The 24745-nt window shown below is 42.6% G+C and carries 19 protein-coding genes; 7 read left to right on the forward strand and 12 right to left on the reverse strand.

Features of this window, described 5'->3' with window-relative positions:
* Positions 1 to 98 precede the first annotated feature (98 nt).
* From DXX94_RS18850 to DXX94_RS18860, 3 genes are all read right to left on the reverse strand, one after another.
* On the reverse strand, positions 99 to 2132 hold the full coding sequence (locus tag DXX94_RS18850) for an EAL domain-containing protein (RefSeq protein ID WP_147302316.1): 2034 nt from the start codon (positions 2130 to 2132) through the stop codon (positions 99 to 101).
* A gap of 72 nt (positions 2133 to 2204) precedes the next feature.
* The gene (locus DXX94_RS18855) at positions 2205 to 2747 is read right to left on the reverse strand and encodes a YfiR family protein (RefSeq protein ID WP_116018749.1); all 543 of its coding nucleotides are present in this window, start codon (positions 2745 to 2747) and stop codon (positions 2205 to 2207) included.
* Between the two features lie 38 nt (positions 2748 to 2785).
* Positions 2786 to 3850 (reverse strand): transporter, encoded by a 1065-nt coding sequence (locus DXX94_RS18860; protein WP_116018751.1) that lies wholly within the window; start codon positions 3848 to 3850, stop codon positions 2786 to 2788.
* A gap of 450 nt (positions 3851 to 4300) precedes the next feature.
* Between DXX94_RS18860 and DXX94_RS18865 the strand changes: the two genes are divergently transcribed.
* The 3 genes from DXX94_RS18865 to DXX94_RS18875 all read left to right on the forward strand — a co-directional run bounded on the left by DXX94_RS18865 (position 4301) and on the right by DXX94_RS18875 (position 8315).
* Entirely contained in the window at positions 4301 to 5023 is a 723-nt protein-coding gene (locus DXX94_RS18865) for a sulfite exporter TauE/SafE family protein (protein ID WP_116018753.1), read from the forward strand.
* Between the two features lie 222 nt (positions 5024 to 5245).
* Entirely contained in the window at positions 5246 to 6055 is an 810-nt protein-coding gene (locus DXX94_RS18870; protein ID WP_116018813.1) for a hypothetical protein, read from the forward strand.
* 181 nt (positions 6056 to 6236) lie between these two features.
* A complete protein-coding gene (locus DXX94_RS18875) occupies positions 6237 to 8315 on the forward strand; it encodes a S9 family peptidase (RefSeq protein WP_116018755.1) in 2079 nt (692 codons plus the stop codon).
* 235 nt (positions 8316 to 8550) lie between these two features.
* Here DXX94_RS18875 and DXX94_RS18880 read toward each other — a convergent pair whose 3' ends face one another.
* Positions 8551 to 8781 (reverse strand): glutaredoxin family protein, encoded by a 231-nt coding sequence (locus DXX94_RS18880; protein ID WP_116018757.1) that lies wholly within the window; start codon positions 8779 to 8781, stop codon positions 8551 to 8553.
* A 278-nt stretch (positions 8782 to 9059) separates the two neighbouring features.
* On the opposite strand from DXX94_RS18880, the gene DXX94_RS18885 reads away from it, so the two are divergent.
* From DXX94_RS18885 to DXX94_RS18895, 3 genes are all read left to right on the forward strand, one after another.
* A complete protein-coding gene (locus tag DXX94_RS18885) occupies positions 9060 to 9518 on the forward strand; it encodes a YHS domain-containing (seleno)protein (protein WP_116000615.1) in 459 nt (152 codons plus the stop codon).
* Between the two features lie 24 nt (positions 9519 to 9542).
* A complete protein-coding gene (locus DXX94_RS18890) occupies positions 9543 to 10169 on the forward strand; it encodes a VF530 family DNA-binding protein (RefSeq protein ID WP_258872247.1) in 627 nt (208 codons plus the stop codon).
* 406 nt (positions 10170 to 10575) lie between these two features.
* Positions 10576 to 11895: a spinster family MFS transporter gene (locus DXX94_RS18895; RefSeq protein WP_116018759.1), complete on the forward strand. Its 1320-nt coding sequence runs from the start codon at positions 10576 to 10578 to the stop codon at positions 11893 to 11895.
* 953 nt (positions 11896 to 12848) lie between these two features.
* Here DXX94_RS18895 and sucD read toward each other — a convergent pair.
* The 8 genes from sucD to sdhC all read right to left on the reverse strand — a co-directional run bounded on the left by sucD (position 12849) and on the right by sdhC (position 23052).
* A complete protein-coding gene (sucD, locus tag DXX94_RS18900; RefSeq protein ID WP_116000620.1) occupies positions 12849 to 13721 on the reverse strand; it encodes a succinate--CoA ligase subunit alpha in 873 nt (290 codons plus the stop codon).
* On the reverse strand, positions 13721 to 14887 hold the full coding sequence (gene sucC / locus DXX94_RS18905; RefSeq protein ID WP_116000621.1) for an ADP-forming succinate--CoA ligase subunit beta: 1167 nt from the start codon (positions 14885 to 14887) through the stop codon (positions 13721 to 13723). Before sucC ends, sucD begins: the two co-directional genes overlap by 1 nt.
* Before the next feature lie 525 nt (positions 14888 to 15412).
* Entirely contained in the window at positions 15413 to 16903 is a 1491-nt protein-coding gene (gene odhB / locus DXX94_RS18910; RefSeq protein WP_116018761.1) for a 2-oxoglutarate dehydrogenase complex dihydrolipoyllysine-residue succinyltransferase, read from the reverse strand.
* A gap of 49 nt (positions 16904 to 16952) precedes the next feature.
* Entirely contained in the window at positions 16953 to 19760 is a 2808-nt protein-coding gene (locus DXX94_RS18915) for a 2-oxoglutarate dehydrogenase E1 component (protein WP_116018763.1), read from the reverse strand.
* An 81-nt stretch (positions 19761 to 19841) separates the two neighbouring features.
* Positions 19842 to 20552 (reverse strand): succinate dehydrogenase iron-sulfur subunit, encoded by a 711-nt coding sequence (locus tag DXX94_RS18920; protein WP_116000624.1) that lies wholly within the window; start codon positions 20550 to 20552, stop codon positions 19842 to 19844.
* 11 nt (positions 20553 to 20563) lie between these two features.
* Positions 20564 to 22336, reverse strand: coding sequence for a succinate dehydrogenase flavoprotein subunit (gene sdhA, locus DXX94_RS18925; RefSeq protein ID WP_116018765.1), 1773 nt, complete (start codon positions 22334 to 22336; stop codon positions 20564 to 20566).
* Positions 22337 to 22684: a succinate dehydrogenase, hydrophobic membrane anchor protein gene (gene sdhD / locus DXX94_RS18930; protein WP_116000626.1), complete on the reverse strand. Its 348-nt coding sequence runs from the start codon at positions 22682 to 22684 to the stop codon at positions 22337 to 22339.
* Entirely contained in the window at positions 22678 to 23052 is a 375-nt protein-coding gene (gene sdhC / locus DXX94_RS18935; RefSeq protein ID WP_116018767.1) for a succinate dehydrogenase, cytochrome b556 subunit, read from the reverse strand. Before sdhC ends, sdhD begins: the two co-directional genes overlap by 7 nt.
* 370 nt (positions 23053 to 23422) lie before the next feature.
* On the opposite strand from sdhC, the gene DXX94_RS18940 reads away from it, so the two are divergent.
* Positions 23423 to 24709 carry a citrate synthase gene (locus DXX94_RS18940; RefSeq protein ID WP_116000628.1) on the forward strand — a complete coding sequence of 429 codons (1287 nt, stop codon included), beginning with the start codon at positions 23423 to 23425 and terminating at the stop codon, positions 24707 to 24709.
* Positions 24710 to 24745: the final 36 nt, after the last annotated feature.

The raw sequence follows: 24745 nt of genomic DNA on the forward strand, positions 1-24745 counted from the left end.
CAGTGTGCATCAAAGAAAACAGCTTACTGGTCATAGACGTTTGTTACTTCGTTAACAGGCATTAATTTCCATGCACTGCCAGTTCATACGAAATAGTACTAGACCTCGGTTAGCAAAGACTTTTCTAAGAAGGTTTCGGTAAGCTGCTGAGCGGTTAGCGGTCGATGCAAATAGTAGCCTTGCACAAAATCACAACCGTGCTTGTTGAGAAAATCTAGTTGTGCTTGGTTTTCTACACACTCAGCGACCAGTTTTAACTTCAAACTATGGGCAAGCAAAATAGTAGAGCACGCGATCCCGCGACTTGACTCGTTTTCCTCTAAGTCATTCACAAACATACCATCGAGCTTTAAGGTATCAACGGGCAGGTTTTTCAAATACTGTAGCGAAGAATAGCCAGTACCAAAGTCGTCTATGGCAATGCGAATACCTAGCGCTTGTAATCGCTTTAGCTGAGTGATAGTTGTGGTTGAATGGTCTAAAAACACGTCTTCGGTAATTTCCAGTTCAAGCTGATGGTAACCAATCCCAGCTTGGGTCACTTGTGCTTGAATAAAGTCGTATAAATCGGGTGCTAATAAATGGCTAGAAGAAATGTTAACACCGACTACTAAATCCGTTATCCCTTGCCCTTGCCACTTTTTGAGCTGTTGGCAGGCACTGGCAATGACCCATTTGCCCAACTCGTTAATGTAGCCAATCTCTTCTGCAACAGGAATAAAGTCAGCAGGGCTAACACGGCCAAGTTGAGGGTTATGCCAACGCAATAGAGCCTCGGCTTTTCGGTAGCCGCTGTTACTCAGGGATACCTGAGGCTGATATACAAGGAAAAGCTCATTGTTCGCTACAGCATTGCGAAGATTATTTTCGAGTTCAAGCCGCTTGTACGACAAAATATTCATTTCTTTGCTGTAAACGCTATAGCTTCCCGGGCCTTTGGCTTTAGCATAATACATACTAGCGTCAGCATTTTTCAGCAGCGTAGTGCTATCTTCACCGTGTTCAGGGTAGATACCAATACCAACGCTCGTACTAACATGCAATTCTCTGTCTTGCAGCTTAACTGGCTGCAAAAATAGATCATTAATCAAGTGCGCAATGTTAGTTGCTTCCGCTTCATGTGGGAGTTGCTCGATTAAGTAAACAAATTCATCACCACCAAGTCTTGCTACCACATCAGAAGTTCGGCCACTATAATCACTTAATCGAGACAATCGACTGGCTATTTTCTGCAATAGTTGATCGCCCACATTGTGCCCTAAACTATCATTGATAATTTTGAAGCGATCGATGTCCATAAATAGCACCGCCAGCTGGTGGCCATTACTTTGTGCCCTATTAATGGCACCATCTAAGCGTGTCATCAATAAATGGCGATTAGGTAGTTGTGTGAGCGAGTCGAAGTTGGCTTGTTGATAAAGTTGCTTAGTGCGCTCATCGACTAGTTTTTGCAAATTTGAGCTGTGCTGAGTAAGCTTATCTTCGCGCTCTTGCACGACATCAAGCATATGATTAAAACCATTTGCTAAGGTCGAAAACTCATCTTGGCTAGTTAAGCTAAGGCGCCCTTGATAATCTTTTTTCTCACTTATTTGTTCAACGTGTTCCACCATCGATGCCAACGGCACAGTAATAATCCGCTGTAACAGCCTTGCAAGCACGTAGGTTAAAAGTAAACTCAAGAGCAAAACGCTCAGAATAACCTTTTGATAATAGGCTCGTTTATCGTTAATTTTGTCAACATTGGCGCGAATATACACATGCCCAAGCAATTCACCTTCAAGTGTTACTGGCTCAACCACATCAAAGTAGTTTGCCATCATCAATGGGCTATTGTTGAGGTTAAGCGTCGCTGGCTTTAGCTGGGTATTTTTATCAGATTCGGCAAACATAGTATTGTCAGCAAGCAATACTGCGACGTATTCAATACCGTTCTTATTGTTGATTAACCGCAGGGTATCTCGCACGGTCGGCAGGTCGTTAAAGGCAAGCGCAGACTCAATCGTAGCGCTAATCAAAGACGCCTGTATTTGCACAGTACTAATTTCTGACGCTTCTATCTGCTTAATTTCGTGACGGTAAATAAACAATGTTGAACTGGTTAGTACAATCATGCTGATAAGCATCATCATAAGGCTCAACTTATAGCGAATGGATAAACGTCGAATTTTGTTTAGCACAGCTGACAACACAATCTCGTTCCTTTATCGTCCAGTAATTTTCGCTAGTTTTAACAGTTGAGAGCTCATTGCTAGCCCTTGCTGCTTCACTTTGGTTAAATTAATCTCAAATTTTAGCCTGCTTTGTGCCAAATAGAAGTTCACCATTCCACCAGCATCAATAAAGTCTTCATGTTGGCCAACAAGCAATACACGTTGTTGTGTGGCCAGATATCCAGCACTTGGCAAACTACTAAAAAAAGCAAGATGGCATCGCTCAAGGCTTTCGCCTTGTGGTATACGATTAATTTGTATGCTAGTTGATGCGCCTTTTGCCACTTTCGCGGCAAGTACTTGATCAATAAAGCCACCAAACATATCGTCACCGACCAAGCACAAGTGAATTTCGCTAGAGTTATCTGCCCACTGCACATAGCTAGGTAATTGCAGTAAGAAGCCAGCCATTACCTGATATTTTGTGCTAATTTCATCATTAGCACTCGAATGCGTCAGTGGTACTAGCGCTAAAATTAACGCGAGTATTGCTAACCTAACGTTTTGAACGCGTTGAGTAATTAACTGAAACATGAAGTAGCGAGCGTTGTGCCGTATAAAATTAGTGATAATTAAAACTCAGTTTGCCAACGCACTGCCGCATTGCCTTTTTCTTTGGTCTGAACACCGTTTAGCGATTGGTAAACGGGCAAACTATATTCCAATGAAATTGTATGATCTGCTAACGTAAACTCTACGCCAGCAGCCGTATTCACTTGGCGACCACCATAGTTATTCGGATTCGTAATATTGGCTGGATAAGGGAAAGGACCTGGTACCGTTATTTCATCATCACGGCCATTAATGCTGCCCCAATCGTGATAACTGACTTTGGCAAACGGCTGAATGCTGTCATTGATTGTTAAGCGCGCCCAAGTGGATAACGCAAATCGATTACCTAAACGGTAATCGCGATCGTTCTTACCCGTTCTAAGTTTTACAAATAAGTCTGCACCCAAACGCCAATCACCAAGCGTGTGTTGATAGCCCAAGCCACCGACAAAATCCCAAGTACCCGAGCCAAGCTGCATGGTATAAGGGAGCTGTTGGTCGCCAGCAGCCCTTGGGGTATCACCTTTTTGATCAATCGACCCTGTGGGTAGTGAAGCACCAACTGAATAGGTAACTTTGCGCGTTAAATCACGGAATAACACCGCTTTATAATCAATTGCCAAATCACCTAACCCCTGTGAATCAATCGTAAATTCAGGGTAGTTGGGCACAATACTAATATGATCTGTGCTTTGGCGGATGAGTGGAATGGATAAACCAATTGATTGATTTTCATCGATGCGATAAGCCAGCTGCGAAATCACTGCTTCTTGCGTAATCACCGTTGGTAGTATCGGGTAGTTACTGTCGGTGCGAACTTCACCTGGACGAAACAATACTTCTTCGTTGCTCAGGTCGGTGCTACCTGTCATATAACCATCTAAGCGCATTTGCTTATATAATACACTTGCCTGCCAACGTTTATTTAAAGTAGCCGCATCTTCAATGGTAAGCGAAAGTAACTGCTGTAAACTCATGTCAGCCATTTCTGACGGGGTATTTGCATGCAATTGAAAAGAGGTTAATGACGATGCCATTAACAAAGGAACAACAATTTTTAAAGTAGAACTACAAGGATAATCCATTAAATATCCATCACACTTTTTAAATGACGACTGTCCAGCACTTAATTGCCATTGAACACACCAGCACTTGAACACGAGTTGCAAATTATAAATTTTTTGGGTATTTATTCAAATCATACCTGTTAGCGCTTTCAATGTACCTTCAAAAGCACTAACTCATAAGGTTTTTCCGCATAGATTTATTTTACAGATACATAAAAGCGGAACATTAGACAGGCGATATCGCTTAATAATTTCGCCACTAATGCAATTCACAGACAAAAGTGCTCACAAGTCACACACTATTACAGATTAAATTGTTAAATTGCATATAATAAGAGGCTGTCACGACATCTCGAATCAAAACGCTAATACTGCGTTTGCACAAGGCAAAGCTCGCAGCCTAACCCTGTTGGTTTAGTCACACAAATCAGCTACTAAAATTGAACATTAACCTAAAACATACGCTCGATGGAATATAACCTAATAACCCTACTATTAATTAACCTTGTGGTATTCTTTGGCAGCTTACTGCAAGGACTGATAGGTTATGGTGTCGGTATGTTCTGTGCACCTTTACTGTTTTTAATCAGCCCAACACTCGTACCCGCACCGCTGATTTTAATTTCTACCGTACTCACCCTTATGATGATGGTAAGAGACAAAAGTCATTTACAGTTTGATCAAGTGTCTTGGGCAATGAAAGGTGGCTTTGTCGGCACAGTTCTGGCGGGGTTAGTATTGAAAATTGCCACGAAAGATCAGTTTGAATTGTTCTTTGGGCTGTTGATCTTAACAGCAGTGCTTATTTCACTGCTCGGCTTTAAACCTAAAGTTAATAAACGCAACAATGTTATTGCTGGCTTTACTTCAGGCTTTATGGGCACCCTAACCGCTGTGGGCGGCCCACCAATCGCCCTGCTTTACCAGCATGGCGCGATTAAAAATATTATCGCCAACTTAACAGCATTTTTCTTGTTTTTAAATTTCGTCGCGATTATTACGCTTGCCAGTATCGGTGAAATAACCTTTGAAACACTAAAAATCGTTGCTATTGCGACACCCGGTGTTGCACTAGGTTTATATACTTCCACTAAATTCCAAGGCATTGTCAAAGCGCATTTAGCGCAGCGCTGGATACTGGTGTTAAGCGCAATTACTGCCGTGATTGCAATTGTTAGGTCTTTTTATTAGCTTTGAAGGTAGACATATCGCTTAATAAATTAGGGAAATAGTAGAGTTGTGAATACTTTAGCCAATTGCTCGGTCTAATGAATCAAACCACCTTAACTTTATACTGCTCGGCGGCGAATCAATGGGTTGCGCATAGCCCAATGAAATTAACTTAGCTAGAGTGATATAAAGTAAAGTGCTAATTTATCTAGTTCAAAAGCGAATTTTCAAAGTTACCCTATGCTGTTATCACTTTTCCAAACTAAACCCTATCTAGACGACTCAACGACGCTCTGGATTCTCGATACTTACCATTGGGCACTCAGCCATTTTGACGCCCAAGAGTTTAAAAACAATAGCCAGCTAATATTGCCAACCAGCGATTTTTATCCGGGTAAGGTATCCAGTATTGAAGAAATGGCAGCGTCAGTATTTGAAAAAACGCTCACCTATGCTGGTATGAAGAATTGGCCAATCAAGTTAATTTCACCAATGGCCTATCAGCAAAACCCGCAGTATCAACAAATGCCGAAATTGCACTTTGGTGACGCCATTCGCGGTGACAAAGTACAGGTATTCACCAAAGACTTTAGCCAAAACGCAAGTGAAAATGTGAATAACAATATTTATGTCAGCTACAACCCTAATCAAATTAATCAACCACAAGATTTGGTGGCTTCATATGCTCAAGCATATGCTGCCATCTTAATAGCTCAAAAAGGCCTTACCCCGCCCGGTGGAGAAAGGTTTCTGCCACAAGCGATAGATTTAGTCGCGAGCTTTTTAGGCTTTGGTGTGATGTTTGCCAACACAGCCTATCAATTTAAAGGCGGCTGCGGCAGTTGCTACAACAAGTACGCTAATCGTGAAGTGGCATTGCCCGAAAATGAAATGGTGTATTGTTTGGCCATGTTTGCGGTGTTAAAAGATATTCCGGTAAAACAGGTAACCTTGCATTTAAAATCTCACCTACGTGGCGAGTTTAAAAAAGCGGTAAAAGAATTAACCGCGAAAAGTAAAACGCCAGAATTCAAGTTATTGACGTCAGCTTAGTCTAGGCCTTGCTGCAACCATAATTTGCAATCAATACCAGTCGTCTAAACTTGTCGACTAATTAACGTATTCTCGTTGCAGAGTAACTGGAATATCGGCATATTTGACCGAATGCTTTTAGTGCATTTAAGCTCGTAGCAAATCAGCCAAAGCAAACAATAAAAACGATTGGAGTGACAATATGGTTAACAAGCTAGGCAAAATTGCCATTGCCTTATCTTTGGTAGCTTCCCCTGCGGTGATAGCAGCTAACACCTTTACCGCAGAAGATATCTTTTCATTGGAATACGCCAGCAATATACAAGTATCACCTGATGGTGAGCAACTGGTCTATATTCGAAATTCAAACGATATTATGACCGACGGCAAAAACAGAAATTTGTGGTTGGTTGATATTGATAGCAAAACTCAAGCCCCGCTGTTTTCTGATCACAAACAGTACTCTTCACCCCTTTGGTCGCCAGATGGCAAACGCATTGCCTTTATCAGCAATTTAACCGGTTCTAGCCAAATACACGTGCACTATCTTGAAGAGAATCGCACCGCTTTAGTTAGCCAAATTCAAGGCAATATCAGTAATTTAACTTGGTCACCTGACGGCCAATGGTTCGCATACCACCACAAGGTGAAAGACAAACGCACTTCACTTGTCAAAATGCCGAAAAAACCAAAAGGTGCGAAATGGTCAAAACCTGTCACAGTTATCGACCAAGCCTATTACCAAGCTGACGGCCGAGGACTCGTCGAGCCTGGTTACCAGCATATTTTTGTGATCCCCGCTGATGGCGGCACGCCTCGCCAACTAACCAGTGGTAACTATCATCACAGCGGCAAGCTTGAATGGAGCCAAGATGGTAAGCAAATTCTTTTCTCCGCCAACCGAAGCAAAGATTGGGAATATAAACGCCTAGAAAGCGATTTATATGCGGTCAATGTTGCTGACGGTGAACTTAGCCAACTGACCAGTGCACCTGGCCGTGAGCTCAATCCTGAGTTTTCAGATAACGGTAAGAGCCTCGCTTATTTATCCACCTCAAACGCGCTTAACCCATATCGAAATGCCAAATTAAATGTGATGGATTGGGCAAATAAATCAAGCAAAGTTATCGCTGAAGATTTCGACCGTTCCATTCAAAACCCTAAATGGTTATCTGCTTCGCAATTAGCCTTTAGTTATGATGACTTTGGTAAGCGAAAAATCGCCACCATTACCACCAAAGGCAAAATAAAAGACCTTACCGATACAGTTACAGGCACAACTTTAGGTCGCCCTTATATCAGCGGTGAATTTGATGCCAACAGCTCAGGTACTATTGCGTTTACACACGGCAACGCACTGCGCCCTGCCGATGTTGCGGTAGTTTCTAAAAAAGGGAAAGTTAGCCAAATCACGCAATTAAATGAAGATTTACTAGCACATAAAACCTTAGGTGAAGTGCATGAAATTAACTATAAATCGTCATTTGATGGTGAACCGATTCAAGGCTGGTACATTACCCCGCCAAATTTTGACCCAAATAAAAAATATCCATTAATCGTAGAAATACACGGTGGCCCTCACCTTGCCTATGGCCCTCACTTCTCTGCAGAGCTGCAACGTTTTGCTGAACAAGGCTATGTCGTGTTTTTTGATAATCATCGCGGCAGTAGTTCTTACGGTGAGCGCTTTGCCATGTTGCTCAAATACAAATACAGTTCAAAAGAAGACTTTGCCGATCACAACTCAGGTGTTGATGCCATGATTGATTTAGGCTTTGTTGATGATCAAAACCTGTTTATCGCCGGTGGCTCAGCAGGCGGTATTGCCGCTGCCTATGCGATTGGTTTAACTGACCGATTTAATGCTGCCCTAGTCGCTAAACCTGTTATTAACTGGCTGAGTAAAGTGCTAACCGCTGACAGTGGTCTACTGCAAATTCCAACCCAATTCCCTGGTATGCCTTGGGAGCATGTAGAGCACTATTGGCAACGCTCGCCAATGTCGTTGGTAGGTAATGTCACCACCCCAACCATGTTGATCACTGGCGAAGAAGATCTGCGCACACCAATGGCAGAAACCGAACAATTCTACCAAGCATTAAAACTACGTATGGTAGATACAGTTTTAGTGAAAGTACCAGGTTCACCGCACGGTATCGCTGGTAAGCCATCGCGCATGATCGCTAAAATTGAGCATACATTGGCGTGGTTTGAGAAATACAAGAAAGACACGCAAGAGGAACAAGAGGTGATGATTAAAAAGCTCAAAGCTGCAAAGTAGTTAACCGAGTTCAGGTTAGCGATAAGCCTGCAATGCGCTGTGCTTTTAGTACAGCGCTACAGAGCTTAAAATAAGCATCAAAGAAACATAAAAAGGGAAGCGTTTGCTTCCCTTTTTATGTTTCTTTGACGTCTCTTTTCTTTTTCCGTTTCTATTAGCGCTACAACACTGCTCGCCTTAACAGCTAATTGTCGGTGAATTAACGTGATTGATAATATATTCCTAGCTTTATCAATTACCCAGCGCCATAGAGCTTTTTAAAGTTCTTGAGATTCCAACCTATCATCACCTCATTACCAATTTTGAGCACAGGGACAGAGCGTGCGCCAATAGCATCCAACTCTTTTCTCCCCCGCTGCATTTTCGCATTCGTTAATCGATATTTAATGCCGTTATCATCTAAGTATTTTTGTGCTTCACGACAATGTGGGCATTTATCTGAAATATAAAGAACAACGCGCTTCATAGCTGGCCTTTTGAGAATCGTAATTCACTGCTATTTTACTTGATTGATCACATAAAAACAGCAAAGCATAAGCCGCATAGGCAAGTAAGTTAAGCAAAGCCAACTAAGCAAAGCAAGATAGAAGGTTTGTTATAAATAAAAACACCTGCAACCTACGCTGAACTCGCAAACAATCAACAACTAAATTGCCAATATGAGCAAAACAAATAAATATTCTTGAATAGGTTTTTTGAATTTTAAGGTCTAGGATTAAGTAACTACATTTTAAAGGAATTCTTATGCGTAAACTTGTATCAGTAATACCCGTATTATTTGCTTTGTTGTTAACTGCTTGTGCAACTGTACCATCAACACCAGTGCTAACTCTTGAAGGCGCAGCAATTGGTGGTTACGACGTTGTTGCTTATCACACCGAAGAAAAAGCGGTAAAAGGTAACGAGCAATTTACTTCACTTTACAACGAATCAGTATGGCGTTTTGCATCTGCTGAAAATAAAGCGAAATTTGACGCTGACCCAGTAAAATACGCGCCACAATACGGCGGATACTGTGCATACGGCTTATCAAATGGTTTTATCATTGATTCAGACCCAGAAGCCTTTAGCCTAGTTGACGGTAAGTTATACCTAAACAACACGCCAAAAGTTCGCGATATCTGGTTAGAAGACACGGCATACTACATTGAAAATGCCGATGTAAGCTGGGAAAAAGCAAAAGCTAAAGCTGCAGAAAAGTAAGCAATCTATCTACCTCTCTGATTAATGATTAAGAATCCGCAGCTTCAACCAGCTGCGGATTTTTTATATGCACCGCAAACCAACGCCCTTAATTCCTCTCTAACGTTATTTACTTCTTTTACTGAATTCTGTTTTTTGAATGAAGTGATTAACCGTTATAATAGCCTTAGTTTTTATCAATTAGTCACTTTCATGAGCGAACAGTCAATTTACGAAAATAATCCATTGCATGGTTTAAAACTCGAAACATTATTAGAAGAGTTAATATCTCACTACGGGTGGGAAATATTGGCCGAATATACGCGAATTAATTGTTTTAAAAACAACCCTAGTATGGAGTCTAGTGTTAAGTTTTTTAAAAAGACCGAATGGGCACGAGAAAAAATAGAACGTTTCTATTTATACGAATTTAAAAACCTACCCAAAGCACCAGATGATCAATTTGAAATCCCGCCAAGAGACAGGATAATCCCTGCTCATCAAAAGCCAAGATCGCCTAAAGTGTTAATTGCAGGCCAAGCGCCAGTGCCTAGACTAGCACCAAAGGAAAAAGGTCGCTTCAACGATAAGAAAAAGCCGCATAAGCAAAGAAATAAAGTTGATAAAGGACATACGCCCCCAAAAAACCCGTGGGAGAATTCTCCTCAGTAACACCTTTGTTGGAATGCCAGCTGCACTAGTTCAAAAAAGAGGGAAAATCCAATTGTTCCCTCTTTCAAATTCAGACAACTACTCTCTGCGTTACTCCTTTCGTCACTAAAGATCGCAGCTAAATTCGTATCACTGGAAATCAGCCACTTCTGATAGGATTCTGATCCCATTTATTGCTCGTTCATTACTCTGGCAAGGTAGCATTCCTAACAAGAAACAATACAAAATCGGAACGAAAGGCAGCTAAGTATTACTGATTTGAAGCTGACCTCATTTAGTTCTTCTTATCACCAAAAAACGATGAGGCTGTAAACAATTGTCTAACTAAACTATTGACTTATCAATGCTCTCGTTTGAGTATGAAATTCGCGCCAAATAATGATAATAACCATCTGAAGAGGGAACAATGACGCAAACGAATACTCAGCACCTGGGCGCACAAGCGCCTACCAAAGAAGTGAGCTGCGCCACCAAAGGACAAAAATATTACGCATTAGGCCTACTCACTGTCGTTTACAGTTTTAACTTTATTGACCGACAACTACTGTCTATTTTGCAAGAAGGCGTAAAAGCCGATCTTGGTCTCTCTGATACGCAACTAGGATTACTAACAGGCTTCTCGTTTGCACTTTTTTACGTACTCGCTGGCATTCCAATTGCCAAGTGGGCCGATAGCGGCAATCGCCGTAATATTATTTCACTGGCCACATTTGTCTGGAGTTTAATGACCGCTGTCAGTGGCTTTGTTCAAAACTTTGTTCACCTGCTACTCGCCCGTATAGGTGTGGGTGTTGGTGAAGCGGGCTGTAGTCCTCCCTCACATTCCATTATCTCAGATATTTTTCCACCTCATGCCAGAGCGGGCGCATTAGGCTTTTATGCAACAGGCGCGAATATTGGTGTGTTATTTGGCTTTTTGCTCGGCGGTTGGCTTAACGAATTGTACGGTTGGCGCGTTGCTTTTATTGCGGTTGGCGCACCGGGTATTTTACTTGCCATCATAGTGCGTATGACCCTTAAAGAACCCATTAGAGGCTTGAGCGAAAACCGCACCTCAACCGAACAAGCGCCAACCTTTAAGCAAGTAATCAGCTTGCTGTTTAGCCGTATGTCATTTCGACATATTGCGCTAGCGTCAGCCCTTACCGCATTTGTCAGTTACAGCTTAGCGAGCTGGTCAGCGTCACTACTGATCAGAAATTACAATATGCCGACCACTGAACTTGGCATTTGGTTGGCACTAATTGTCGGGGTTGGCGGTGCTATTGGAGTCTTTAGTGGTGGCGTACTGGCAGATAAACTTGCCAAGAAAGATCAACGCTGGTACGCATGGTTGCCAGGTTTGGCCTCGTTAACGGCATTGCCATTTTTAATTTCATTTTGTATCGCTACCGATAAAAATATTGCACTTATCAGCCTAATTTTACCCGCTTTTGTCGGTAACATTTACTTAGGTGTTGTTGTCGCAACCATCCACAGTTTAGTTGGCCTGCGAATGCGCGCGGTGTCATCGGCGATATTTTTCTTAATCATCAATATTATCGGCCTTGGCCTCGGGCCATCATCAATTGGTTTCTTAAGTGATGTTTTATCAGCAACACACGGTGACAAATCACTTGGCTTAGCCATGTTATATCTCTTACCAATAATCAGCTTTTGGTCTATTTGCCACTTCTATTTTGCTTCGAGAAACTTACGCGAAGATCTCGCTAACGCACCACAATAAAGGCAACACTCCCCCTTTAACTCAATATTGAGTTAAAGGGTTACTCTTCAGAAATACCTAGCTAAATTTCTTGAGCTGGTATATTTGAGCAGTCAAAAGGCTTTATCGAATAGTTAAACTTTTCGATTCTATTGCGGCAGTGGCCGCAGCTCCCAAACAGCGAAAACAACAAATAAAATTTAGGTGATTAAACTATACCTGACAATGCGACATCCCTGTCACAACGTCAGTTGTCAGCATCAATGCTGATAATGGTAGAACCACCTAAATTTTATTTGAATCGCTGACAAGGGATTGGTGTTGAATTCAAGGCTTATTGGTTTTACTAAAAGAAATCTTAGTGCATAGAAATTCATCACTAAAACTAAACGAAGCACTACTCTGCTTAACAAACGCCTGAAATAAATAAACCGATTCATGTATCGCCTGCATGGATGCAGGTGAAAGCTGTTACTCTCTGGCTCTCATGCTGTTAAATCTTTATAACTAGGTAAGTATTACTGCGTTTTAGTAGCTTTCTATTCTAGCTCTAGATAAGGCATACACAGCCAAATTTCTTAACAAAACACCATATAAAAAACTCAAGACAAGATGTTTTTTTCGGAGTGATGTAAAAATTTAGCTCTAACTCACATCGAAAAAATGCGTGAGTTTACCATCGGAAAATGAAAAAAATTTGAGGGTGTATATGAAATATTACCGATATATAAAGTAAATATTAAAAACGCCTTCAGTTGTTTTTCAAGTTAGTTTAAAAGTAAGTTAATTACCATGTCAGCTTTTCTTTTAACGCTACGCCGGTATTAGCTAGGGAGCGAAAGTTCTTTAACACCAGCAATCAACAATATTCTGAGTTGACTTGTACCAGTCGCCAGCGCTTACAATACACACAAATAACAGACACAAAAAAGGTCGCCTAAGCGACCTTTTTAACAAGCTTTTAAGCTAAGTGCTTACCAGCCAGTCTTTTCTTTAAGTGCTGTACCGATATCAGCTAATGAACGAACGGTTTTAACACCAGCCGCTTCAAGAGCCTTGAATTTATCGTCAGCTGTACCTTTACCACCAGCGATAATCGCGCCAGCGTGACCCATACGCTTACCAGCAGGTGCAGTAACACCAGCGATGTAAGATACTACAGGCTTAGTAACGTTTGCTTTGATGTACTCAGCAGCTTCTTCTTCAGCCGTACCACCAATTTCACCAATCATTACGATTGCTTCAGTTTGCGGGTCGTTTTCGAACATTTCTAGCACATCGATGAAGTTAGTACCTGGGATTGGGTCACCACCGATACCAACACATGAAGACTGACCGAAACCAGCATCAGTAGTTTGCTTAACGGCTTCGTAAGTTAATGTACCTGAACGAGATACGATACCTACTTTACCTGGCTTGTGGATGTGACCTGGCATGATACCGATCTTAGATTCGCCCGGCGTGATAACACCTGGACAGTTAGGACCAATCATGCGAACGCCAGTTTCTTCAAGCTTAACTTTAACGTCAAGCATGTCTAACGTTGGGATACCTTCAGTAATCGTAACGATTAACTCGATACCTGCATCGATAGCTTCTAAGATTGCATCTTTACAGAATGGTGCTGGTACGTAGATAACTGTTGCTGTTGCGCCAGTTGCTTCTACTGCTTCACGTACTGTGTTGAATACTGGTAGACCTAAGTGCTCTTGGCCGCCTTTACCTGGTGATACACCACCAACCATTTGCGTACCGTATGCGATAGCTTGCTCTGAGTGGAAAGTACCTTGACCACCAGTGAAACCTTGACAGATAACTTTAGTATCTTTGTTAATTAATACAGACATTATTTGCCCTCCGCAGCAGCTACTACTTTCTCAGCAGCGTCTTTTAGTGATTCAGCAGCGATTACGTCAACATCTGAGTTAGCTAGCACTTCACGACCAGCTTCAGCGTTAGTACCTTCTAAACGAACAACAACAGGAACGTTTACGCCTACTTCTTTAACAGCACCGATGATACCTTCAGCGATCATGTCACAACGAACGATACCACCGAAAATGTTTACTAGTACTGCAGATACGTTGTCATCTGAAAGGATGATTTTGAATGCTTCTGCTACACGTTCTTTAGTCGCGCCGCCACCAACATCTAGGAAGTTAGCTGGCTTACCACCGTGAAGGTTTACGATGTCCATGGTACCCATTGCAAGGCCAGCACCGTTAACCATACAACCAACGTTACCGTCTAGTGCAACGTAGTTAAGTTCCCACTGTGCCGCGTGTGCTTCACGCTCGTCTTCTTGTGAAGGATCGTGCATTTCACGGATTTTTGGCTGACGGTATAAAGCGTTTGAGTCAACGCCGATTTTGCCGTCTAGACAGTGAAGATTACCAGCTTCAGTGATTACAAGCGGGTTGATTTCTAATAAGTCGAAATCGTGATCAGTAAACATGTTACCTAAGCCCATGAAGATCTTAACGAATTGCTTCATTTGAGTTGGGTTTAAGCCAAGTTTGAAACCTAATTCACGTGCTTGGTAAGCTTGAGGACCTACTAATGGGTCGATCGCCGCTTTGTGAATTAAGTGTGGAGTTTCTTCAGCAACTGTTTCGATGTCTACACCGCCTTCAGTTGATGCCATGAATACAACACGGCGAGAACCACGGTCTACAACAGCGCCAAGGTATAATTCGTTAGCGATGTCTGTGCAGCTTTCTACTAAGATTTTAGCAACTGGCTGACCGTTTGCGTCTGTTTGGTAAGTAACTAAGTTTTTACCTAACCAGTGTTGTGCGAATTCTTTAATTTCTTCTTTGGTTTTTACTAGCTTAACACCGCCAGCTTTACCACGGCCACCAGCGTGAACTTGTGCCTTAACAACCCACATATCGCCGCCAATTTTGTCAGCAGCTTCGGCAGCTTCTTGAGGTGTATCGCAAGCGAAACCTTCAGAAACTGGTAAACCATATTCAGCGAATAGTTGTTTCGCTTGATACTCATGCAAATTCATGGTGTTTTTCCAATTACTATTTGAGTGGAGATTAGTACGTTTGCTAAAAAATACGACATTGAGCAAATGCACTAAACGATTATAATTGTGTCGTGATTATATAGATAAAACTAAAGGGATTAAACCCCCCTTTTCATTTGAGTTTACGGTCAAATCTGCCGCCTAATAGCGATACAATTTACTCACCTAAATCACCGCTAAATTCGGCCACTAAAATCACTCAAATAAGGTCACTATTGCAGATAAACCGATCAACACATTCAAGCAGTGCTTATAACTCTAGCCTATTTTTTCTATGCTGCTTGGTTTTTAGAAAAGCGCTTTAAAATACTGCGCGTATAACCTGCATATCTTAAAACTACAGCCTAGCAGCAGACCCCAGACACATAGCCTAAATTCATAAGCGGTATAACAAAATCAATAACGCCATAAATTACGACAGCTAGAAAACAGGCACAAAAAAGCCGCTAAAAAGCGGCTTTTACGTTTTATACAGTTGATATCTGGTACTTAGATATCAAGTACTTATATGTCCAATAAAAGGCGTGTTGGATCTTCTAGTAATTCTTTAATCGTTACGAGGAAACCTACAGACTCTTTACCATCGATTAAACGGTGGTCGTAAGAAAGTGCTAAGTACATCATAGGTAAGATTTCAACTTTACCGTCAACCGCCATTGGGCGATCTTGGATTTTGTGCATACCTAAGATAGCTGTTTGCGGCAGGTTGATGATTGGCGTTGAAAGTAGTGAACCAAATACACCACCGTTAGTGATAGTGAAGTTACCACCTTGCATATCATCCATCGTTAACTTACCGTCACGACCTTTGATTGCTAAGTCTTTAATACCTTTCTCAATACCCGCCATGCTTAATTGATCAGCATCGCGAAGTACTGGCGTTACTAAGCCACGAGGCGTAGATACGGCAATCGAGATATCGAAGAAGTTGTGGTAAACAATGTCGTCACCGTCAATTGAAGCGTTAACCGCTGGGAAGCGTTTTAATGCTTCAGTTACTGCTTTCACGTAGAACGACATAAAGCCTAAGCGCGTATCGTGTGTTTTCTCGAATACGTCTTTGTACTGCTTACGCAAGTCCATAATTGGCTTCATGTTAACTTCGTTAAACGTAGTTAACATTGCTGTTGAGTTCTTCGCTTCAAGTAGGCGATTAGCGATAGTTTTACGTAAACGCGTCATTGGCACACGTTTTTGGCTACGCTCACCTAATGCTGCTGCCGCGCCAGCTGTTGCAGCTGCCGTTGCCGCACTTGCTGCAGGTGCTGCTGCAGGCTTGTTAGCTGCTGCTTCAACATCTTCTTTCGTGATACGACCGCCTTTGCCAGTGCCTTTCACGTCGCTCGCAGATAAGCCTTTTTCGGTCATTAAACGACGTACTGATGGTGACGCAATTTCATCACCTGATGCTTGTTCTTCTTGTGCTGGCGCCGCCGCTGGTGCTGCTGATGCCGTTGCACCTGCGTTTAGTTCACCAATTTTTTGCTGACCTAATACTGTGTCGCCTTCAGCGTTGATGATTTTACCAATCACACCGTCTTCTTGAGCAACAACTTCTAAGACAACTTTGTCCGTTTCAATATCAACTAATTGCTGGTCACGTGAAACTGCTTCACCTTCAGCTACATGCCAAGTCGCTACAGTTGCATCAGCAACTGACTCAGGTAGTACAGGTACTACGATGTCAATTACTTTGCCTGAAGCAGCAGTAGCTGCTTGTGCTGGCGCTGCGTCTGCTGTTGGAGCTGCCGCTGCTGCACCAGCTGCCAAGATAGCAATTACCTGTTCACCTAAAACCGTTGCGCCTTCCACTTCTTTAATTTCAGTGATCACACCGTCAGAAGTTGCTGGTACTTCAAGTACTACTTTATCTGTTTCAATATCAACCAGTACTTGATCACGAGTGACACTGTCACCTACTTGTACGTGCCAAATTGCAACTGTTGCGTCGGCAACTGATTCTGGTAAAACGGGAACCTTAATTTCGGTTGTCATTAATTTATTCCTTACACACTCTTTAATATTCTCTTTAAAAAAAGAGGGTCTATTCTACATTTAGCGCATCGGTTACTAGCGCTTGTTGTTCTTTTACATGGACAGACATGTAACCTACCGCAGGCGCTGCAGACGCTTTACGACCGGCATAAGTCAAATATGTACCTTCAGGAATTGTTGCACGGAAATGGTGCTGCGAGCAGTACCAAGCACCTTGGTTTTGCGGCTCTTCCTGACACCAGACAAATTGCTTAACGTGGCTGTATTGTGCTAATTCAGCAGCAAGCTCTTTTTCTGGGAATGGGTATAGTTGTTCAACACGAATAATCGCAACATTGGTTTGTTCGTTCTTACGACGTTGCTCAAGCAATTCGTAGTAAACTTTACCGCTACAGAATACAACGCGCTCAACATTTTCTGGCTTGATGTTGTCATCAATCTCACCAATCACATTTTTGTATTCGCCAGTCGCTAACTCTTCTAACGAAGAAACCGCTAACGGGTGACGAAGTAGTGATTTAGGTGACATAACCACCAATGGACGACGCATTGGACGCACCACTTGGCGGCGTAACATGTTAAATACTTGTGCTGGTGTTGATGGCACACATACTTGCATGTTGTGGTCTGCACAAAGCTGCAAGTAACGCTCTAAACGAGCTGATGAATGCTCAGGGCCTTGACCTTCATAGCCATGTGGTAACAACATGGTTAAGCCACATAAACGGCCCCATTTCTGTTCACCTGATGAAATGAATTGGTCAAATACCACTTGTGCACAGTTAGCAAAATCACCAAATTGCGCTTCCCAAATGGTTAAACCATTTGGCTCTGCCGTGGTGTAACCGTATTCAAAGGCAAGTACTGATACTTCTGAAAGTACCGAGTCATGAACATCAAACTCACCCTGGCCTTCACGTACATTTTGTAATGGCAAATAGGTGCTTGCATCGTTTTGATTGTGCAATACCGCATGGCGGTGGAAGAAAGTACCACGACCCGCATCTTGACCTGTAATGCGAACGCGATCACCGCCATCAACGATAGCAGCGTAAGCTAAGCTTTCTGCAAAGCCCCAATCAAGAAGCTTTTCACCCGCTGCCATTTTTTGGCGATCGTCATACACTTTCTTAACACGAGAATGTACTGGGTGATCTTCTGGGTAGCTTGAAATTGCTGTTGCTAGCTCTTTTAGCTTTTCAACCGGAATTTCGTGGTCGTATTCGTCATCCCAGTCATGGCCTAGGAATGGAGTCCAGTCAACTGAGTGTTCAGTCATTGGGCGCCATTGTTCAACAGTACACTGGCCTTCGTCTAATAGCTTACGGTAGTAGGCTGTTAGCTCTTCAGACTTAGCTGCTGGAATTGAACCTTCAGTGTTTAGCTTGTCTGCGTAAATTTGACGCGGCGTTGGATGCTTCTTAATTTTTTGATACATCAACGGCTGCGTTGCATTTGGCTCGTCAGCTTCGTTATGACCGTGACGGCGATAACAAACTAAGTCAATTACCACATCACGCTTGAACTTGTTACGGAAGTCTAATGCGATTTGCGTTGCTAGGATAACAGCTTCTGGATCATCAGAGTTAACGTGAAGAATTGGCGCCTGTACCATTTTTGCGATTTCAGTACAGTATTCACCACTGCGTGTATCTTCTGGCTTAGACGTTGTGAAACCTACTTGGTTGTTCACGACAATGCGAATGCTACCACCAACCGTGAAGGCACGCGCTTGCGACATGTTAAAGGTTTCTTGTACGACACCTTGACCCGCAATTGCTGAATCACCGTGAATGGTAATTGGTAGTACTGAGTCACCGTCGTTGCCTTCGCGGCGATCTTGACGAGCACGTACAGAGCCCATAACTACTGGGTTAACAATTTCTAAGTGCGAAGGGTTAAACGCTAGTGCCAAGTGAACATTGCCACCAGGCGTAACAAAATCTGATGAGTAACCCATGTGATATTTCACATCACCTGAGCCCACTAAGTCATCGTGTTTACCAGCAAACTCATCAAACAATTTGTTCGGGTTTTTGCCCATTACGTTTACTAAAACGTTTAAGCGGCCACGGTGAGCCATACCCATAACCACTTCTTTGGTGCCGTGAGTACCTGCGCGGGTGATTAATTCCTTCAACATAGGAATTAATGCATCACCACCTTCAAGTGAGAAGCGCTTTGCACCTGGGAATTTTGCGCCCAAGTATTTTTCTAAACCGTCAGCAGCAATTAAGCCCTTAAGAATTTCTTCTTTTTGCTCAGCAGTGAATTGACCTTGTGACTGCACAGACTCTAGTCTGTCTTGGATCCAACGTTTTTCTTCCGTTGAGGTCATGTGCATGTATTCTGCACCAATGCTGCCACAGTAGGTTTTACGTAATGCCTTGTATAAATCGCCTAGCTTCATGGTCTCTTGACCAATGGCGAATGAGCCGACGTTGAATTCTTTGTCAAAGTCGTTTTCAGATAAGTCGTGGTGTGATAATTGAAGATCTCTTACCTTATCACGTTGCCATAAACCGAGCGGATCGATATTGGCGTTTTGATGGCCACGGAAGCGATAGGCATTGATAAGTTGCAAAACTTTTACTTGTCTTGCGTCAGAACCACCAGAAACAATGACATTGCGAGCAGGCTGTTTTGCTAGTTCTTTAAATTCGTCACGGACGGCTGAATGTTTGTATTCAACATTCGAACCTTCAATCTTAGGGAGAGAATCAAATACATCGCGCCATTCGGCCGATACAGATTGTGAATTTTCTAAATATAATTCGTACAATTCTTCAATATAAGTAGCGTTAGCACCACTTAAATGGGAAGACTCTAACCAAGCCTTCATTACACCTTCGGGCATTAGCTGTTCCTTTACCAGGGGAAAAAGCAACCAATAAATGTGTTTAATCTGGGTGAGGCGCAAGCGCCCCACCCTAGCTGATTAAACGGCTCTTTGTAAAAGCATTGACTTGATATGGCCAATGGCTTTGGTTGGGTTTAATCCTTTCGGACAAACGTCAACACAGTTCATGATGCCGTGACAGCGGAATACGCTGTAAGCATCTTGTAATCCGTCCAAACGCTCTTCTGTCGCGGTATCACGGCTATCAATTAAGAAGCGGTATGCATGTAGAAGACCTGCTGGGCCGATAAACTTGTCTGGGTTCCACCAGAATGATGGACAAGACGTTGAACAACATGCGCATAAAATACACTCGTATAAACCATCTAAGTGCTCACGCTCTTCGATAGACTGTAAATGTTCACGCGCTGGTTGCTCTTTTCCATCGTTAATTAGGTACGGCTTAATTTTTTCATATTGACTGTAGAACTGAGTCATATCAATAACTAAATCGCGTACAACTGGTAAACCTGGCAGTGGGCGTAATACGATTTTGTTTGCTTTAACAGCAGACAATGGCGTAATACAAGCCAAACCATTTTTACCATTCATGTTTAAACCGTCTGAGCCACAAACACCTTCACGACATGAACGACGGAAAGATAACGTTGAATCTTGCTCTTTCAACAAGATTAACGCATCTAACACCATCATATCTGAGCCTTCTGGAATTTCCAGCTCGTATTCTTTCATGTATGGTGCGTTGTCAACATCAGGATTGTAACGGTAAATCGAAAAAATTTGTTTCATCGTTATGCTCCTTAGTAGGTACGAACTTTCGGTGGGAATGCTTCACGGTGAACTGGTTTCATATTCACATCACGCTTAGACATGTCTTCTGTCTCTGGCGTGTAAATGGTGTGGCATAACCAGTTTTCATCATCACGGTCTAAGAAATCTTCACGTGAGTGAGCGCCGCGCGATTCGGTACGGTAGTTTGCAGCTTTTGCCGTACAGTATGCTGTTTCCATTAGGTTATCAAGCTCTAGACATTCGATACGATCAGTATTGAACTCGCGAGACTTGTCAGCTAGATGGGCATTTTTAAGACGTTCACGGATTTCCGTTAGCTCCTTCATGCCTTCCGCCATCGCTTCACCTTCTCGGAATACAGAGAAGTTCATCTGCATACATTGTTGTAAATCTTTGCGGATTTGAACTGGATCTTCACCACTAGTAGAAGATTCCCAACGGTTATACCTTGCTAAAGAACTTTCAAGATCACTTTCTGTAGCTTCTTTTGCCGTTTGAGTATCAGCTAGGTATTCACCTAAGAAATTACCCGCTGCACGTCCAAATACCACTAAATCAAGCAGTGAATTACCACCTAAGCGGTTCGCACCGTGAACAGATACGTTAGCAATTTCACCAACAGCGAATAAACCTTCGATGATAGTGTTTTCACCAGTTTCTGGGTTAAAGTGAATTGCTTGACCATTAACGTTACAAGGTACACCACCCATTTGGTAATGACACGTTGGAATAACAGGAATTGGTTCATCAGCAGGGTGAACGTGAGCGAACGTTTCTGAAAGTTCACAAACACCTGGTAAGCGTTGCATAAGCGTTTCTCGACCTAAGTGGTCTAGCTTAAGCTTGATGTGTGGACCGTATTGAGGGTGGTCACAACCACGACCTTCACGGATTTCGGTCATCATTGAACGAGCAACAACATCACGACCCGCTAAGTCTTTAGCGTTAGGTGCATAACGTTCCATGAAACGCTCACCGTCTTTGTTTAGCAGGTAACCACCTTCACCACGACAACCTTCAGTTACTAGCGTACCAGCACCTGCAATACCTGTTGGGTGGAATTGCCACATTTCCATGTCTTGCATTTGAACGCCAGCGCGAAGTGACATACCAACACCATCACCTGTGTTGATGTGAGCATTAGTCGTTGATGCGAAAATACGGCCAGCACCACCCGTAGCTAGTACGGTTGCGCGAGCTTTGAAGTAACATACTTCGCCAGATTCGATATCGATAGCGGTAGCACCAACAACGATACCTTCACTGTTTTTAACGATATCTAATGCGTACCACTCAGAAAAAACGTTTGTTTTGTTTTTAACGTTTTGCTGGTACAAGCAGTGAAGAAGCGCATGACCTGTACGGTCAGCTGCAGCTGCAGTGCGAGCAGCTTGTTCACCACCAAAATTCTTAGATTGACCACCGAATGGACGTTGGTAAACCTTACCATTTTCAAAACGGGAGAATGGTAAACCCATGTTCTCCATTTCGATAATGGCTTCAGGGCCGGTTTTACACATGTATTCGATTGCGTCTTGGTCACCAATGTAGTCAGAACCTTTAACGGTGTCATACATGTGGAATTCCCAGTTGTCCTCGTGTGCGTTGCCCAACGCTACAGTAATACCACCTTGTGCAGATACTGTGTGAGAACGAGTAGGAAAAACTTTAGAAATCAAAGCACAGCTTTGGCCTGATTCAGAAATGGCTAATGCGGCACGCATACCAGCACCGCCAGCGCCAATTACAATAGCGTCAAATTCACGAACTGAAATGCTCACTTACACACCCCATACAATTAAGAAACCTGCTACGAAGTAAGTTAGCAAGGTTACAGAGAAAACAAATTGCAATACACCACGTAGGAAAGTTGCTTTGATGTAGTCAGACAATACTTGCCAAATACCAATCCAAGCGTGAATAAGTAGTGCAAATAATGACACTAGAGTAAATACTTTCATCGCTAGATTAGCGAATAAGCCATGCCAAATTTCAAACGTTATTTCAGGAGTGAATGCAAAAAAACCAGCAATAAATAGTACAAAAGCTGCCAATACAACAGCGCTAGCTCTTAGAAGAATAAAGTCATGTACGCCACTACGGCCTACAGTTGCTACATTATTTACCATAACCAAACTCCCACTACTGCGGTTAGTACTACCCATAGCGCAATCACAAATTTAGCACTAGTGTTGCCAGACACTTTCTCTTCAAAGTGGCCCATGTCCATCAATAAGTGGCGGATACCACCTAATAAGTGATAGATGATTGCAGCGGCAATGCCTAACATAATTAATTTAAAGAACACGCCATCAAGCATAGCTTTAACTTGCGTAAATTCTTCAGCGGAAGATAAGGATAATGATAGTGTCCACAACAAGATACCAATAGCAAAGATCATCGCCACACCAGAAATACGGTGTAGAATTGACGCTTTCGCTGCTGGGTGCATCTTAATTGTAGTCAGGTCAAGGTTTACAGGACGTTCTTTTTTCACGATTGATGCCTAAAGTGCTCTTGGAGCCTTCAACTTTTTTATTGTTACTCATGAAATTCTGTTGATGAGCAACCCCCCAGTGATCTTCATCCGTTTAAAGATGCATACGAATGCATCTCCAAACAGATGAAGATCAGACTGATTATATAGTTGAACTTTGGGAATTACAATTTCCGTTCGATTTTAACGAGTTGCGTATACTTTTTAAGCGAATGAGCTATTTATCTATCAATTTCGTAAATTCAAACACACATTTGAATTGACTTTATGGGGTGACTTTGCAGTAGAATACCCGCAGTTTTATATTCAGAAAAACTGACTAACTAGTCATAGTTACGCAGTAAGTAAAAAATTATAGGGGATAAAACATATGGCTGATATTAAAGCCTCTCTTAGTATTGATGGTAAAGAAGTTGCTGAACTACCGGTAGTATCTGGCACGGCAGGCAACGACGTAATAGACATCCGCACTTTAGGTGCTTCTGGCTACTTCACCTATGACCCTGGTTTCTTAGCAACAGCTTCTTGTGAATCAGCGATTACTTTTATTGACGGTGGCAAAGGTGTTTTACAACACCGCGGTTACCCAATTGACGCATTAGCAAAAGAAGCAGACTACTTAGAAGTTTGCTACATCTTGTTAAATGGTCAAGCACCTACGGCTGAACAGTATGATGAATTCAAAAACATCATTACTAACCACACTATGGTGCACGAGAAACTAGCGCACTTCTTCCAAGGCTTCTTGCCTGACGCTCACCCAATGGCAATGCTATGTGGTGTAGTAGGTGCAATGTCGTCTTTCTACCACAGTGATTTAGACATTACCGATCACGAACAACGCATGCGCTGTTCACATCGCTTAATTGCTAAAATGCCTACAATTGCTGCGATGGCTTACAAGTACAGCATTGGTCAACCGTTCGTTTACCCACGCAACGACTTAACTTTTGCTGAGAACTTCCTACACATGATGTTCTCTGTGCCTGCAGAAGAGTACAAGGTTAGCCCAACGCTTGCTAAAGCAATGGACCGTATCTTTACGCTTCACGCTGACCATGAGCAAAACGCTTCAACATCAACTGTTCGTTTAGCGGGTTCTTCTGGCGCTAACCCGTACGCATGTATTGCTGCTGGTGTTGCGTCACTATGGGGCCCTGCGCACGGTGGTGCTAACGAAGCATGTTTGAACATGTTAGAAGAAATCGGTGATGTATCTCGTGTTGACGAGTTTGTTGCAAAAGCAAAAGACAAAGAAGACCCGTTCCGCTTAATGGGCTTCGGTCACCGCGTTTACAAAAACTTCGACCCACGTGCAACGGTAATGCGCGAAACATGTCACGAAGTATTAGAAGAGCTTGGTGTTAATGATCCGCTTCTTGACGTTGCAATGGCACTAGAAAAAGTTGCGTTAGAAGACCCATACTTCATCGAGAAGAAATTATACCCTAATGTAGATTTCTACTCAGGTATCATTCTTAAAGCGATTGGTATCCCAACAAGCATGTTTACAGTAATCTTCGCGATGTCTCGTACTGTTGGTTGGTGTGCACATTGGGATGAGATGCTATCTCAACCAGGTCAAAAAATTGGTCGTCCTCGTCAAAAATACACTGGCGAAATCAACCGTGAATTTACACCACTTAAAAACAGATAATCTCTGCTTTATATAGTGTTGATTAAAAAGCAGCCT

The organism is Thalassotalea euphylliae (assembly GCF_003390375.1).
Lineage (GTDB): Bacteria > Pseudomonadota > Gammaproteobacteria > Enterobacterales > Alteromonadaceae > Thalassotalea_F > Thalassotalea_F euphylliae_A.

Excerpts from the sequence above, each read along its gene's own strand:
- odhB (WP_116018761.1), bottom strand. The coding sequence starts at position 16,903 with ATGACAACCGAAATTAAGGTTCCCGTTTTACCAGAATCAGTTGCCGAC.
- DXX94_RS18920 (WP_116000624.1), bottom strand. The coding sequence starts at position 20,552 with ATGAAACAAATTTTTTCGATTTACCGTTACAATCCTGATGTTGACAAC.
- DXX94_RS18855 (WP_116018749.1), bottom strand. The coding sequence starts at position 2,747 with ATGTTTCAGTTAATTACTCAACGCGTTCAAAACGTTAGGTTAGCAATA.
- DXX94_RS18885 (WP_116000615.1), top strand. The coding sequence starts at position 9,060 with ATGCGTAAACTTGTATCAGTAATACCCGTATTATTTGCTTTGTTGTTA.
- DXX94_RS18875 (WP_116018755.1), top strand. The coding sequence starts at position 6,237 with ATGGTTAACAAGCTAGGCAAAATTGCCATTGCCTTATCTTTGGTAGCT.
- DXX94_RS18860 (WP_116018751.1), bottom strand. The coding sequence starts at position 3,850 with ATGGATTATCCTTGTAGTTCTACTTTAAAAATTGTTGTTCCTTTGTTA.
- sucD (WP_116000620.1), bottom strand. The coding sequence starts at position 13,721 with ATGTCTGTATTAATTAACAAAGATACTAAAGTTATCTGTCAAGGTTTC.
- DXX94_RS18850 (WP_147302316.1), bottom strand. The coding sequence starts at position 2,132 with ATGATGATGCTTATCAGCATGATTGTACTAACCAGTTCAACATTGTTT.
- sucC (WP_116000621.1), bottom strand. The coding sequence starts at position 14,887 with ATGAATTTGCATGAGTATCAAGCGAAACAACTATTCGCTGAATATGGT.
- DXX94_RS18915 (WP_116018763.1), bottom strand. The coding sequence starts at position 19,760 with ATGCCCGAAGGTGTAATGAAGGCTTGGTTAGAGTCTTCCCATTTAAGT.
- DXX94_RS18865 (WP_116018753.1), top strand. The coding sequence starts at position 4,301 with ATGGAATATAACCTAATAACCCTACTATTAATTAACCTTGTGGTATTC.
- DXX94_RS18890 (WP_258872247.1), top strand. The coding sequence starts at position 9,543 with ATGATTAAGAATCCGCAGCTTCAACCAGCTGCGGATTTTTTATATGCA.
- DXX94_RS18895 (WP_116018759.1), top strand. The coding sequence starts at position 10,576 with ATGACGCAAACGAATACTCAGCACCTGGGCGCACAAGCGCCTACCAAA.
- DXX94_RS18940 (WP_116000628.1), top strand. The coding sequence starts at position 23,423 with ATGGCTGATATTAAAGCCTCTCTTAGTATTGATGGTAAAGAAGTTGCT.
- sdhD (WP_116000626.1), bottom strand. The coding sequence starts at position 22,684 with ATGGTAAATAATGTAGCAACTGTAGGCCGTAGTGGCGTACATGACTTT.
- DXX94_RS18880 (WP_116018757.1), bottom strand. The coding sequence starts at position 8,781 with ATGAAGCGCGTTGTTCTTTATATTTCAGATAAATGCCCACATTGTCGT.